Raw genomic sequence first — 13968 nt, 5'->3', positions numbered from 1 at the left:
GGCAGAGGATCTACTGTGCCGAGGGAGATTGCCCTCCTACCGCTCAGTCAAGGCGAACACGGCCCCTGTAGGAGCTGGCTTGCCAGCGATGAGGCCATTGAGCCTTGCGGTGTCCATACGGACGCCATCGCCAGCAAGCCGGCTCCTACAGAATCCGCGCCCATCCGGACATTGCGGCCGAGCGCAGAGCCTCAGTCGAAGGTGATGCCCTGGGCCAGCGGCAATTCCAGCGAGTAGTTCACGGTATTGGTCTGGCGGCGCATGTAGCCGCGCCAGGCGTCCGAACCCGATTCGCGACCGCCACCGGTTTCCTTCTCGCCGCCGAAGGCGCCGCCGATCTCCGCACCGCTCGGGCCGATGTTGACGTTGGCAATGCCACAGTCGCTGCCCACCGCCGACATGAACTGTTCAGCCTCACGCACATCGGTAGTGAAGATGCACGACGACAGGCCTTGCGGCACCGCGTTGTTCAAACGCAGGGCTTCGGCGAATTCGCTGTAACCGATCACGTAGAGGATCGGCGCAAAGGTTTCGTGGCAGACCACTTCGCTCTGCTCCGGCATCTCGACGATGGCCGGCGATACGTAATAGGCATTCGGGAATTTGTCCTGCAACTGACGTTCGCCACCGAACACCCGACCACCCTCGCTCAGGGCCTGCTCCAGGGCGTCCTGCATGTTCTCGAAGCTCTGCTTGTCGATCAGCGGACCAACCAGGTTGCCTTCCAGCGGATGGCCGATACGCACCTTGGAATAAGCCGCTTTCAGACGGGTAACAATCTCCGCCTTGACCGATTCATGGGCAATCAGACGCCGCAAGCTGGTGCAGCGCTGGCCGGCGGTCCCGACGGCGCTGAACAGAATCGCCCGTACCGCCATGTCCAGGTCGGCACTCGGGCCGAGGATCATCGCGTTGTTACCGCCCAGCTCAAGAATGCTGCGGGCAAAGCGCGCGGCGACTTTCGGCGCCACTTCGCGGCCCATCCGGGTGCTGCCGGTGGCGCTGATCAGCGCCACGCGCGGGTCATCGACCAGGGCGGCACCGGCGTCACGCCCACCAATGATCACCTGGCTCAGGTACTCAGGGGCATCGCTGAAGTTTTTCAGCACGCGCTCGAACAGAGCCTGGCAGGCCAGCGCGGTCAGCGGGGTCTTCTCCGACGGCTTCCAGATCACCGCGTTGCCGCAGACCAGCGCCAGGGTGGTATTCCAGGCCCAGACCGCGACCGGGAAGTTGAAGGCGCTGATCACGCCGACCACACCCAGCGGATGCCAGGACTCACGCATATGGTGGCCCGGACGCTCGGAAGCGATGGTCAAACCGTACAACTGGCGCGACAGGCCCACGGCGAAGTCGCAGATATCGATCATTTCCTGCACTTCACCCAGACCTTCCTGGGTGATCTTGCCGGCTTCCCAGGAGACCAACTCACCGAGGTCGGCCTTGTATTCACGCAGCACTTCACCGAGCTGGCGCACCAGTTCGCCACGGCGCGGGGCCGGCACCTTGCGCCAGGCATCAAAGGCGTGCTCGGCACGGCTGACCTGCTGCTCGACCTCGGCCGGGCCTTCCCAGTTCACGCCGGCGATGCGGCTGCCGTCGATCGGCGAATGCACGGGCTGTTTGCCCTGTTGATACAGCGCCGGGTTCACACCAAGACGATCAAGCAATGCGGCAACCATGGGGGTCACTCCTGTAGGCAAAAAACGGAAAGCTTGCGTCGAAAACAACACGACGATTCAGACCTTCAGTTGTAGCGGCCTTCAGCTTTGCCAACAAACGACGATTAGGCGAGATATCATTCCATTTATTCATGCAGCGCAAGACAGAAGAAAAAGGCCCGTCCATGCTGAATAAAAGATACCTGCCTTCGATCACGGCCCTGCAATGCTTCGAGGCCGTCACCCGGCATCTGAGCTTCACCCGCGCGGCAGAAGAGCTGAACCTGACCCAGAGCGCCGTGAGCAAACAGGTGGCGCAGCTGGAAGAGCTGTTGCAGCACTTGCTGTTTCGCCGGGTACGGCGACGCTTGCAACTGACACCGGCCGGGGATCTGTACCTGGTGGAAGTCCGAAAAATCCTGACCCAGGTGGAGATGTCGACCCACTATCTGCGTTCCTACGGTGGTGAAACCGAAGTCCTGCGGGTGTCCACGCCCTCGACCTTCGGCGCCCGCTGGCTGGTACCACGACTCAAGGGCTGGCGCCTGCGTCATCCGCATATCCACCTGGACCTTTGCAACGAACAGGAAGCCGATGACCTGCTGCAGGGCCGTAGCGACCTGGCGTTCTATTTCGGCCAGGGTTCGCGCCCGGGCACCGAATGCGTGAAGCTGTTCGGCGAAGAGCTGGTGGCAGTGTGCGCGCCGGCCTGCCTGCCGGCGCAACCCTTCAGCGATCCGACGCAGTTGAGCGAACTGGTCCTGCTGCAGAACGCCTCGCGCCCCCAGGCCTGGCACGACTGGTTCGACAGCCAGGGCTATCACACCGAGCACAGTTACCACGGGCCGCGTTTCGAGACCTTCTATATGTGCATCCGCGCCGCCCAGGTCGGCTGCGGCGTGGCCTTGCTGCCCAGGTTCCTGGTCGAAGAGGAACTGATCGAGGGCAAGCTGGTGCTCGCCTGGCCCCATGCGATGCCCAACCACGACGCCTATTACCTGGCGTACCCGGAGCATTCGGCGGAGGTACCGAAGGTGCGGGATTTCGTCTCCTGGATGCTGGAGCAGCTCGACAGCTCTGTGTAGCTTTGAGAGCCGTCCGCGAGGTTTCCTGTGCTCTCTCGGGCCTCTTCGCGGGCAAGCACCGCTCCCACAGTCTTGAGCCGTACCTGAGTTCTATGTACGACCGAGAACCTGTGGGAGCGGTGCTTGCCCGCGAAGAGGCCGGCACAAGCAACAAAAATTGCTGGTAAAACCGCCAGCGGATATGCGCCACTAGCGGTCTTCATTCAAGAACTGCCAGGACACGGCGGCAACGCGCGACCGGCATGGAGATACCCGTTATGAGCGATAAGGCCTTTGGCGATCGCATTGTGCAGAACCTGCTGGACACCGACTTCTACAAACTGACCATGATGCAGGCAGTGCTGCACAACTACCCCAACGTCGAAGTCGAATGGGATTTCCGCTGCCGCAACAGCGAAGACCTGCGTCCGTACCTGGCGGAAATCCGCTACCAGATCGAACGTCTGGCGGAACTGAGCCTGAGCGCCGACCAGCTGGGTTTCCTCGAACGCATCAGTTTCCTCAAGCCGGACTTCCTGCGCTTCCTCGGCCTGTTCCGCTTCAACCTGCGCTACATCCACACCGGGATCGAGAACGGCGAGTTGTTTATCCGCCTGCGCGGCCCATGGCTACATGTGATTCTGTTCGAAGTGCCGCTGCTGGCCATCGTCAGCGAAGTGCGCAACCGCTATCGCTATCAGGAAACCCTGCTGAGCCAGGCCCGCGAACAGCTCTATCGCAAGTTCGACTGGCTCAGCGCCAACGCTTCCGTCGAGGAACTGGCCGAGCTGCAGGTCGCCGACTTCGGCACCCGCCGACGTTTCTCCTACCGGGTTCAGGAAGAAGTGGTCGGCGTGCTCAAGCACGACTTCCCCGGACGCTTCGTCGGCACCAGCAACGTGCACCTGGCGCGCGAGTTCGACATGAAGCCGCTGGGCACCATGGCCCACGAGTGGATCATGGCCCACCAGCAACTCGGCCCGCGCCTGATCGACAGCCAGATCGCCGCGCTCGACTGCTGGGTTCGCGAATACCGTGGCCTGCTCGGCATCGCCTTGACCGACTGCATCACCACCGATGCGTTCCTCAAGGATTTCGATCTGTACTTCGCCAAGCTCTTCGACGGTTTGCGCCACGACTCCGGCGACCCGGTGACCTGGGCCGAAAAATGCATCAATCGTTATCACCAGTTGGGCATCGATCCGATGAGCAAGACCCTGGTGTTTTCCGACAGCCTCAGTTTGCCCAAGGCCCTGGGGATATTCCGCGCGCTGCGCGGTCGGATCAATGTCAGCTTCGGCATCGGCACCAACCTCACCTGCGACATCGAGGGGGTGGAACCGATGAGCATCGTGCTTAAAATGACCGCCTGCAACGGCCAGCCCGTGGCGAAGATCTCCGACGAGCCGGGCAAGGCCCAGTGCAAGGACCCGAACTTCGTCGCCTACCTGCGCCATGTGTTCCAGGTCAGCAGCTAGAGACTCGCCAAGCCGTACCGATCAACCCGTTCCAGACCCCATCCCGCAAGGAGTGAATCATGCAAGCCGTACAGCGCCAGATTGCTGAACAGCTCAAGGTCCAGCCACCGTTCGCCAACCAGGCCGCCCTCGAAGCCGAAGTGGCGCGGCGGATCGCCTTTATCCAGGATTGCCTGCTGAACTCAGGGCTCAAGACGCTGGTGCTGGGCATCAGCGGCGGCGTCGACTCGCTGACCGCCGGCCTGCTGGCCCAGCGCGCCATGCGTGAGCTGCGCGAGCGCAGCGGCAACCTGGATTACCGCTTCATTGCGGTGCGCCTGCCGTACGAAACCCAGTTCGACGAACACGAAGCCCAGGCCTCGGTGGACTTTATCGCCCCCGACGAGCGCCACACGGTGAACATCGGCCCGGCCGTCAAGTCGCTGGCCGGCGAAGTCGCGGCCTTCGAAGGCAAGGCCGCGGTGTCGCGGGACTTCGTCCTCGGCAATACCAAGGCGCGCATGCGCATGGTCGCGCAATACACCATCGCCGGCGCCGCCCATGGCCTGGTGATCGGCACCGACCACGCGGCGGAAGCGGTGATGGGTTTCTTCACCAAGTTCGGTGACGGCGCCTGCGACCTCGCGCCCTTGAGCGGCTTGGTGAAAAACCAGGTCCGGGCCATTGCCCGGCACTTCGGCGCGCCAGAGTTCCTGGTGGAAAAGATCCCCACCGCCGACCTGGAAGACCTGGCACCGGGCAAGCCCGATGAAGCTTCCCACGGTGTCACCTATACCGAGATCGACGCCTTCCTGCACGGCGAGCCGATACGCCAGGAAGCCTTCGACATCATCTGCCGGACGTACGAAAAAACTCATCACAAGCGTGAGATGCCATTTGCGCCGTGATTTATTCGGCTGAAATGTCGTAGGAAGCGTCTATTTTTCCGCGTAACGCTTGAGGCAGCATCGGTCACTGGGCAGTCTTCGCCGCATCTTGTTGTTGGCAGGGACCCCACCCGATGTTGCTCAATCGCAAATACCCGAAGTTGCAAGCGCAACCCGTGCTCCGATCCCCCTGGTCCTTTCCGTTGCTCGGAGCCTTCGGGGTCATCTGTTGGGTCGCCACCGCCGCCAGCCCCCCCGACAAGCCTGTCGCCGGCCAACCCAGCGCCGCGCACTTTTCGTTGATCACCCAGATGCCGGCGCGAACCGCCTTGCAGGCCAACGCCCACTACATCCCGAAAGCCAGCCAGACCGGCTGTCCCTATCAGCCCACGGTGCTGCACTTCAATACCGCGCTCGCGCAAACGCCCCACAGCACGGACTTCAAGGTGCCCCTGGGCTACGAATTGCCTGACTGCAAACTGTATCTGAGTGAAGTGAGCTTCGAGACCGAGGCGCTGTACGGACCTGACAACCTGAATCGCAGCATCACCCATAGCGGCTCGATCGCCGTGCGCGACAACCTGCGACCGGGCGTGTCGGGCTTTCCGAGTTCGGGGGAAAAACACTATGAAGGCTTGTGCGACTGGGAGAGCAGCGACCCCAATGCTCTCTCCGGACCGGGTCAGGTACTCACTTGCCACGCGCTGGACGATCAGGGACGGCTGATCGGCGGCAATCGCAAACCCTCCAAACTCGGTGGAACCCTGAGCCTGGAGGACCTGCAAGGTAAACGTATTCGCCTGAATCTGAAGATGAAGGAGCAACCCTGACCGCTGGAGCCAGGGTGGCAACGCGGGTTACTTGAGTACGACCGAACCCTTCATCAGCGAGTTGTGGCCCGGGAACGTGCAGAAAAACTCATAGCTCTCACCGGCTGTCAGTTTCGACACGTCGAAGGTGACCGAATCCTTTTCGCCGGCACCGATGATCTTGGTATGGGCGATGACCCGGGTGTCGCCATCCTTCAGGTAGTTCTTGTCGATCCCGGCGGCCATGCCGTCAGTTGCAATCCCGGGCATATCGGCGGTCTTGCTCAACACCCAGTTATGGCCCATGACATTCTTCGGCAGGCTGCCGGCATGAGTCAGGTTCACGGTAAAGGTCTTGCAGCTCTTGTCGATGCTGATTTCCTTGACGGTGTAGGACATCTGATCGGTGGAGTCGACATCGACCTTGCATTCGGCGGCAAGCAATTGGCCACTGGCGAGGGCCAGCAGGGATACCGCAACAACTTTGGCGAACATGGTGAATCTCCAAGGCAGGGTATGAAAATCAGCGAATCAAATGGGAAGACTGCCCGAAATCAAGATCAGTCCCCCTGATCTGAATCAAGAAATTGTATACAATCCTAAGCTATCGCTTCGATGGATACAATCAACCAGCCAGACGAACTGGCGCCCTCTAACATTAGGACGTTCTCACTCAACGGAGCGTCTAAAATGTCTATCAACAGCCTGCTGCAAAACTTGCTCGCCGCCTACGCCTGTGGTGCCAGTGGTACCTTTGAAAGGCCTTCGCGCGAGGTTTAATCCTTGGAGAGTCGCCGGCCAGCCTTTATTCTGGGGGTAAGCCTGTCGCGAAAAACCATTGTTTCGTGTGCTGCGCCACGAACACAGGCAGAATACGCGCCGCTCAACCTCACCTTCGACCCCAGAGGATCGCCCATGGCCAAACCCAATTACTCCTTCGCCAAACGTCAGCGCGACCTGGCCAAAGAGCAGAAGAAAGAGGAAAAGCTGCAACGCAAGAAGACCACCGCTGAAGAAGAGGCCGCGGCCTTGTTGAACCCGGAAGCGGAAGGCGAAGAAACCGAGGCGCAGGATCCGACCCCGAACGCCTGATTGCACAGAAACCTGTAGGAGCCGGCTTGCTGGCGATGGCGATGTTTGCCACGCAGACAAGACGGCGGATGTACCGGCCTCATCACCAGCAAGCCGGCTCCTACAGGGTTGCGTTGACCGGAGTGGCCGGTTCAGGACCCTGGCAGGCTTGTGTTCGGCTTAGCTGGCCGGCCGCCCCACATCCCCCATCGGCATGACCGTCACCCGCACTTCCGGGTCATGGCTGCCGCCCCCCAGGATCACCCCACGCAACGGCGACACATCGGAAAAATCCCGGCCCCAGGCCAGGGTGATGTGCTCCAGGGCCGGCTGCACATTGTTGGTCGGATCGAAATCCACCCAACCCGACACCGGACAGAACACCGACACCCAGGCATGCGAGGCATCGGCGCCGATCAGGCGTGGCTGACCGGGCGGTGGCTGGGTCAGCAGATAACCGCTGACATAACGCGCTGCCAGGCCCCGCGAGCGCAGGCAGGCGAGCATCAGGTGGGCGAAGTCCTGGCAGACCCCGCGCCGGCGCTCCAGCACCTCCACCAGCGGCGTGGCAACCTGGGTCGCTTCGGCATCGAAGGTGAACTCGCTGAAAATCTTCTCCATCAACGCCTGGACGCCCACCAGCAACGGGCGCCCGAGCGGGAAGCAGCTCTCGGAAAACTCGACGAAGCTTTTCTTCAGATGCACATACGGCGACTCGAAACGATAACGGCACGCCTCAAGGATCTCCGGATTCAACACCTGGCCGCTGTAGGTCAGGGCGCCGCGGGTGGCATCCCAGGCGGTGGACAGATTGAAATCCACCGCCGGCCGCGCCAACACCTCGACATTCAGCCAGGCATTGACCAGCAGCTCGTCGTGGGGTCGCTCGAACGCCAGACGGGTCAACGGATTACCAAACACATCGCGCTCATCGCGACGGCTGGTCGGCTCGGGGCTGATCTTCAACATCTGCTCGCTGCACACCTGCCAGTCACAGGCTCGTGGCCACAAGTGGGCAAGCTGCTGGGCCAGCGACACCGGGCTGTCGTAGTGATAATGGGTATCGTGGAAAATCTGGTAGAGGGCACTCATCACACGGACACCGTCTGCTGGCTGATATCGTCGACATGGGCAAAATGCCGCAAGGCCAGGCGATCGGAGACCTGACCACTGGCATCGGCGATTTCCTGCAACAGCTCGGCCAGGCCATCGAGCACTTCGCGCACGCCGGTATCGCCGAACAAGGCGCTTTCCAGATTGCCCAGATCGAAACGTCCCAGGCGCTCGACCAGTTGGTTCAGGCCCAACTCGCGCGGAACAGCGAAGTCATCGTTCAAACGGCGCAAGGTGCGACTCACCAGTTTCAGTTGGAACAGCACGGCATGGGGGTTCTGCTCATCCAGCAGCAACAGGTCGAGCACCGGGATCAGTTGCGGCACCGCCAGGTAGCGCGAACGGTAGGTGATGCTGCTGTTGCCCAGCTCCAGCAGCCACGCCAACCCGGCCTGATCGAACACCGCGATGCCACGCAGGAAGGCCGCCAGGCTGCTGCTGAGAAACTGCAGGCGCTCGATGCGCCGACCGATCATCAGAAAGCGCCAACCCTCGTCGCGGGTCATATCGTCCAGGGCGAAACCGGATAACGCCGCCAGGGACATCACCAGACGGTTGAGGAAATCCAGCAGTTCGCCAAAGTTCGGGTCTTCGCTTTCCAGACTCATCGCTTCGCGTTGCAGCTCCACCAGCGCCTGCCAGTTTTCCCGCGACAGCTTGCCCCGCACCTGGGACGCCGCCCACTGCAAGCGCTGCAAATTGGAGCGCAGGCTGAACGGCCAGTCGTCGCCGAGCAGGGCCGCCAGCAGGCGTTCGGGCAACTCGCCTTCTTCCGGCAGCAGCATCAGGCTTTCGCCGAGTTCCACCGCCGCCTGCAAGGCCTGGGGATCATCGCCGTCGACATAGCGCGCCAGCATGATCCGCAACAAGCGCGCGCTGTCGTCACAACGCTCGCAATAGCGACCAAACCAGAACAGGTTTTCCACCACCCGCGACGGCAGGTAGGGATCGCGTCGCACCAGGTCGCGGACCCCGAGGGAGCGCGGCGTACGCCAATGTTCACCGCTGGGCATGCGTTCGCTGAGCACCCAGGTGTCCTTGCTCGCACCGCCGCGCTGCATCGACACCACCTCGGCGTCGGCATCCGCCGCCACCCGTGTCAGGCCGCCGGGCAGTACCCGATAACCGTCGGCGCTGGCAACGGCATATACGCGCATACCGATGGCCCGCGGTTGCAGGGTGCCCTCCTCGGCTTGCCAGATCGGCGCCTGGGACAATTGCGCCAGCTCCTGGGCAACATAGGCGTAAGGCCGGGCGCGCATGCGCTCGGCCAGGGCCTGGCGTTGTGCGTCATCGAGGTCGCGGCCGAACACCGGGACAAAACTCTGCGACGGAAACGCCGGTTTGATCAGCAGTTCAGGCAGTTTTTCCAGAGCTTGGGCCAGCACCGGCGGCTCGCCACACCACCAGGTGGCGATGGACGGCAGGAGCAACTCCTCGCCAAACAGGTGCTGGTTGATCTTCGGCAGGAAGCCCAACAGGCCGGGCGACTCCAGCACGCCACTGCCCAGGGCATTGGCCACCAGCACCCGGCCCTGACGCACCGCCTCCAGCAAACCGGGCACGCCCAGGGCCGAGTCGGTGCGCAGTTCCAGCGGATCGCAGAAGTCGTCGTCGAGCCGGCGCATGATCGCGTGGACCCGCTGCAAGCCGCTCAGGGTCTTGAGGTAGACCGTGGCGTCGCGCACCGTCAGGTCGCCACCCTCCACCAGCGGATAACCCAACTGGCGCGCCAGGTAGAGGTGTTCGAAATAGCTTTCGTTGAAACGGCCCGGGGTCAGCAGCACCACCAGCGGTGCTTCGGCATCGCTCGGTGCCTGGCGTACCAGGGTTTCCTGCAGGGTGCGGAAGAACCCGGCCAGGTGATGCACCCGCAGGTCGCGGTACAGGTCGGGAAAGGCCCGCGACACAATGGTGCGGTTTTCCAGGGCATAACCGGCCCCGGACGGCGCCTGGGTCCGATCCGCCGTGACCCACCAGCGACCGTCCGGTGTGCGCGCCAGGTCGACGGCGAACAGGTGCAGGAAGGTCCCGGCCGGCGGCTGGATGCCCTGGCAGGGCCAGAGGAAGTTGTTGTGGCCAAAGACCAGTTCGGCGGGCAACAGACCATCGCGAATCAGGGTCTGCGGGCCATAGAGATCGGCCAGCACCGCATTCAGCAGTCGTGCCCGCTGAGCAATGCCCGCCGCCACCCGCTGCCATTCGTCGGCAGGGATGATATGCGGCAACAGGTCGAGCTCCCAGGGCCGGTCGGCGCCCTTGGGGTCGGCGTAGACGTTGTAAGTCACGCCGTTTTCCTGGATCTGCCGGGCCAACAAGGCCTGGCGCTGAGCCAGTTGCGCGGGCGTGCTGCGTTGCAACTGGTCGATCAGCGGCCGCCAATGCGCACGCACGGCGCCGCCGTCGTCCAGCAGTTCGTGATAGGTCCCCGGTGTCAGCGGGTAGCGGTCAAGCAGGTCGGGCATGGAAAGCTCGGCAGACGGCAAGGGCAATCAGGTTAACGCAGACAGATGACGCACGGATACGCGAAAACTCCGTGCGCCCTGTCAGCTTTATGTGTGTCGCAAGTCCAATGTCATCGGCAGTTCGTCGTTGATCTTCAACGGCGGAATCGGCAGCGTGCCGGGACTGTGGCCAAGGCGGAAGAAGCGCGCCATGCGCCGGCTTTCCGCTTCGTTGGCGTTGACCGGCAAGGTCTCGTAGTTGCGCCCACCCGGATGGGCGACATGGTACTGGCAACCACCGAGGGAACGATGCATCCAGGTGTCGAGCAGGTCGAACACCAGCGGCGCATGCACCGGGATGGTCGGCTGCAGGCAGTTGGCCGGTTGCCAGGCGCGATAGCGCACGCCGGCGACAAATTCGCCGACCCGCCCGGTAGGTTGCAGCGGCACCGCCACGCCGTTGCAGGTCAGCAGATAGCGTTGCGGCGCCAGGCCACTCAGCTTGACCTGCAAGCGCTCCAGCGACGAGTCCACGTAGCGCACCGTGCCGCCGACCGCGCCCTCCTCGCCCAGCACATGCCAGGGTTCGAGGGCCTGGCGCACTTCGAGCTCGATGCCGTTGACCGCGTAGTCGCCGACTTTCGGGAAGCGGAACTCCAAGTGCGCGGCGAACCATTCGGCGCGCAGGGGATAGCCGGCGGCGTTGAGGTCGACGATGACATCGGCGAAATCCTGCTCGATAAAATGTGGCAACAGGAAGCGGTCGTGCAGTTCGGTGCCCCAGCGCGCCAGCTTGGGCGGCGCATAGGGCTCGCGCCAGAAGCGCGCCACCAGCGCCCGCAGCAGCAGTTGCTGGGTCAGGCTCATGCGCGCGTGGGGCGGCATTTCAAAGGCGCGCAGCTCCAGCAGGCCGAGGCGCCCCGTGGCGCCATCCGGCGAGTAGAGCTTGTCGATGCAGAACTCGGCGCGGTGGGTATTGCCGGTCACGTCGATCAGCAAGTTACGCAGCAAGCGGTCCACCAGCCAGGGCGGACATTCTTCGCCCGCTGGCGGTATCTGCGCGAAAGCGATTTCCAGCTCATACAGCGAGTCATTGCGCGCTTCGTCCACCCGCGGCGCCTGGGAGGTCGGGCCGATAAACAACCCGGAGAACAGGTAGGACAGCGACGGGTGGTTGTGCCAATAGCTGATCAGGCTGCGCAGCAGGTCCGGTCGCCGGAGGAACGGCGAGTCCGCCGGCGTTGCGCCGCCGAGGACAAAATGGTTGCCGCCGCCGGTGCCGGTATGGCGCCCGTCGATCATGAATTTCTCGGTGGTCAGGCGGGTCTGGCGCGCCTCTTCGTAGAGGAATTCAGTGCGTTCGACCAACTCGTCCCAAGTAGCGGACGGCTGCACATTGACCTCGATCACGCCCGGGTCCGGGGTGATCCTGAAATTCGCCAGGCGCGCATCGTGGGGTGGCTCGTAGCCTTCCAGCAACACCGGGCAATGCAGCTCCTCGGCAGTGGCTTCAATGGCGCTGACCAGTTCCAGATAGTCTTCGACCCGCTCCAGTGGCGGCATGAACAGATACAAGCGTCCGCCCCGGGCTTCGGCGCACAAGGCGGTGCGGGTCAGCCAGGCGGCGGACTCGTCGATCTTCGGCACTCGCTCTTCGCTCACCACCGGCTCGCCGTGGAGCTTGAGGGCTTCGGTGTCCGGCAGCTCGGGCAAATCCTGGTTCGGATCGGTCGGGTGCACGAACGGATACTCCGCTGCCGTCACCCAAGGTTGCGAAGCCAATGGCAGACGGTAACCCAGCGGTGAGTCCCCCGGCACCAGCCGGCAATGACTATCCCGCAGGTACCAGCGTCCGCTCTGCCAACGGTCATTGGCCGCGGTACGGGCCAGCGGCAGGACCTGGCCAATCACCTTGTCCAGACCCTGGGAGAACACCTTGCGCAGCCGCGCGCGCTCCAGTTCGTCATCCAGTCGTGGGTCTGTGGCCGTGACGTTGATCGGCAATTGCCCCTCGCGCCACAGGTAGTAGAAATTGTCCTCGTAGGCTGGAAAAACAAAGCGGGGCGGCAGTTTCAGACGTTCGGCGACACTCGCCAGGAAACGCCCGGCCATTGCGCCGTCGGCGCCATAGTCTTCCTGCTCGTCGGCAATCAGCGCGCTGTTGTGCCAGATCGGCACGCCGTCGCGGCGCCAGTAGCTATTGAGCGACCAGCGCGGCAATTGCTCGCCGGGGTACCACTTGCCCTGGCCAAAATGCACCAGGCCTTGCGGGGCATAACGCTTGCGCATGCGCTGGAACAGTTCGGCGGACAGCCGGCGTTTGTCCGGGCCCAGGGCTGCGGTGTTCCACTCGGCGCCGTCCGGGTCATCGATGGAGACGAAGGTCGGCTCGCCGCCCATGGTCAGGCGCACATCGCCTTCAAGCAGGTCGGCGTCGATCTGCCGGCCCAAGGCCTGGATCGCCAGCCATTGCTCCTCGGTGTAGGGCTTGGTGACGCGCGGCGCCTCCCAGATCCGCTCCACCGACATTTCGTGGCTGAACTCGCACTCGCAGGGTTCCACCAGGCCGCTGATCGGCGCCGCTGACGAGGGATCGGGGCTGCAGGCCAACGGAATATGCCCTTCGCCGGCGAACAGCCCGGAAGTGGCGTCCAGGCCGATCCAGCCGGCACCCGGCAGATAGACTTCGCACCAGGCGTGCAGGTCGGTGAAATCGACCTCGGTGCCGGACGGGCCGTCGAGGGCCTTCACGTCGGCGGTGAGCTGGATCAGGTAGCCGGAAACAAAACGCGCCGCCAGCCCCAGGTGACGCAGCAGTTGCACCAGCAACCAGGCCGAGTCGCGGCAGGAGCCGGAGGCGTTGACGAGGGTCTGCTCGGGCGTCTGCACGCCGGGCTCCATGCGGATCAGGTAACCGATGTCTTCGCTCAGGCGCTGGTTGAGAGCCACCAGGAAATCCACGCTGGGCAGCGGCGTGCGGTCGATGCCATCCAGGTAGGCCTGGAACTTCGGCGTCAGCGGCAGCTTTTCCAGGTACGGCGACAGCTCGTGCTTTTCATCGGCGGCGTAGGTAAACGGGATCTTCTCGGCGTAGGGTTCGAGGAAAAAGTCGAACGGATTGAACACCGCCATCTCGGCGACCAGGTCGACCTCGATGCGCAGCTCCGCGGTTTTTTCCGGGAACACCAGGCGCGCCAGGTAGTTGCCCTGGGGATCCTGTTGCCAGTTGATGAAATGCTGCTCGGGCTGGACCTTCAGCGCATAGGACAAAATCCGCGTGCGACTGTGGGCGGCCGGACGCAGGCGAACGATCTGCGGACCGAGCTCGATGGCGCGTTCATAGCGGTAATGCGTGACATGGTGCAATGCGACATGGATCGACACGGCGTGCCTCCTGCGAGCCTGGGCTTATACCTGTGCGCGCAAGACTTATGCCACTTGGCCAAGCCCCGCGCTTTCGGC

The 13968-nt window shown here is 63.1% G+C and carries 10 protein-coding genes; 5 read left to right on the top strand and 5 right to left on the bottom strand.

All coding sequences use genetic code 11. The annotated features are described in order from the left end of the window. Positions 1-191: 191 nt before the first annotated feature. Positions 192-1682, bottom strand: a complete 1491-nt coding sequence (gene amaB / locus AC07T0_RS11650; RefSeq protein ID WP_495001314.1) for an L-piperidine-6-carboxylate dehydrogenase — start codon at positions 1680-1682, stop codon at positions 192-194. A 164-nt stretch (positions 1683-1846) separates the two neighbouring features. Between amaB and AC07T0_RS11645 the strand changes: the two genes are divergently transcribed. From AC07T0_RS11645 to AC07T0_RS11630, 4 genes are all read left to right on the top strand, one after another. After that, a complete protein-coding gene (locus tag AC07T0_RS11645) occupies positions 1847-2746 on the top strand; it encodes a LysR family transcriptional regulator (protein WP_495001313.1) in 900 nt (299 codons plus the stop codon). Positions 2747-3003: 257 nt separating this feature from the next. Next, positions 3004-4203 carry a nicotinate phosphoribosyltransferase gene (pncB, locus tag AC07T0_RS11640; protein ID WP_495001312.1) on the top strand — a complete coding sequence of 400 codons (1200 nt, stop codon included), beginning with the start codon at positions 3004-3006 and terminating at the stop codon, positions 4201-4203. A 59-nt stretch (positions 4204-4262) separates the two neighbouring features. Next, positions 4263-5090 (top strand): NAD(+) synthase, encoded by an 828-nt coding sequence (nadE, locus tag AC07T0_RS11635; RefSeq protein ID WP_495001311.1) that lies wholly within the window; start codon positions 4263-4265, stop codon positions 5088-5090. A gap of 113 nt (positions 5091-5203) precedes the next feature. Next, the gene (locus AC07T0_RS11630; protein WP_495001310.1) at positions 5204-5899 is read left to right on the top strand and encodes a hypothetical protein; all 696 of its coding nucleotides are present in this window, start codon (positions 5204-5206) and stop codon (positions 5897-5899) included. A 27-nt stretch (positions 5900-5926) separates the two neighbouring features. On the opposite strand, the gene azu is transcribed toward AC07T0_RS11630, so the two are convergent. Continuing rightward, on the bottom strand, positions 5927-6373 hold the full coding sequence (gene azu, locus AC07T0_RS11625; RefSeq protein ID WP_495001309.1) for an azurin: 447 nt from the start codon (positions 6371-6373) through the stop codon (positions 5927-5929). Between the two features lie 420 nt (positions 6374-6793). Between azu and AC07T0_RS11620 the strand changes: the two genes are divergently transcribed. Continuing rightward, positions 6794-6970 (top strand): hypothetical protein, encoded by a 177-nt coding sequence (locus AC07T0_RS11620; RefSeq protein WP_177144542.1) that lies wholly within the window; start codon positions 6794-6796, stop codon positions 6968-6970. 159 nt (positions 6971-7129) lie between these two features. Here AC07T0_RS11620 and AC07T0_RS11615 read toward each other — a convergent pair whose 3' ends face one another. The 3 genes from AC07T0_RS11615 to AC07T0_RS11605 all read right to left on the bottom strand — a co-directional run bounded on the left by AC07T0_RS11615 (position 7130) and on the right by AC07T0_RS11605 (position 13890). After that, a complete protein-coding gene (locus AC07T0_RS11615; protein WP_495001308.1) occupies positions 7130-8041 on the bottom strand; it encodes a transglutaminase family protein in 912 nt (303 codons plus the stop codon). Further along, positions 8041-10527 carry a circularly permuted type 2 ATP-grasp protein gene (locus AC07T0_RS11610; RefSeq protein WP_495001307.1) on the bottom strand — a complete coding sequence of 829 codons (2487 nt, stop codon included), beginning with the start codon at positions 10525-10527 and terminating at the stop codon, positions 8041-8043. Before AC07T0_RS11610 ends, AC07T0_RS11615 begins: the two co-directional genes overlap by 1 nt. A gap of 87 nt (positions 10528-10614) precedes the next feature. Continuing rightward, positions 10615-13890, bottom strand: coding sequence for a transglutaminase family protein (locus AC07T0_RS11605; protein WP_495001306.1), 3276 nt, complete (start codon positions 13888-13890; stop codon positions 10615-10617). Positions 13891-13968 lie beyond the last annotated feature (78 nt).

It is taken from the genome of Pseudomonas sp. GW821-FHT04D07, assembly GCF_059420225.1.
Note: the sequence above shows the minus strand (reverse complement) of the source record. Positions and strands in the feature narration are given on the sequence as shown.

Coding starts and splice junctions, on each gene's coding strand:
- pncB (WP_495001312.1), top strand. CDS start 3,004: ATGAGCGATAAGGCCTTTGGCGATCGCATTGTGCAGAACCTGCTGGAC.
- AC07T0_RS11615 (WP_495001308.1), bottom strand. CDS start 8,041: ATGAGTGCCCTCTACCAGATTTTCCACGATACCCATTATCACTACGAC.
- AC07T0_RS11610 (WP_495001307.1), bottom strand. CDS start 10,527: ATGCCCGACCTGCTTGACCGCTACCCGCTGACACCGGGGACCTATCAC.
- nadE (WP_495001311.1), top strand. CDS start 4,263: ATGCAAGCCGTACAGCGCCAGATTGCTGAACAGCTCAAGGTCCAGCCA.
- AC07T0_RS11645 (WP_495001313.1), top strand. CDS start 1,847: ATGCTGAATAAAAGATACCTGCCTTCGATCACGGCCCTGCAATGCTTC.
- amaB (WP_495001314.1), bottom strand. CDS start 1,682: ATGGTTGCCGCATTGCTTGATCGTCTTGGTGTGAACCCGGCGCTGTAT.
- AC07T0_RS11630 (WP_495001310.1), top strand. CDS start 5,204: ATGTTGCTCAATCGCAAATACCCGAAGTTGCAAGCGCAACCCGTGCTC.
- azu (WP_495001309.1), bottom strand. CDS start 6,373: ATGTTCGCCAAAGTTGTTGCGGTATCCCTGCTGGCCCTCGCCAGTGGC.
- AC07T0_RS11620 (WP_177144542.1), top strand. CDS start 6,794: ATGGCCAAACCCAATTACTCCTTCGCCAAACGTCAGCGCGACCTGGCC.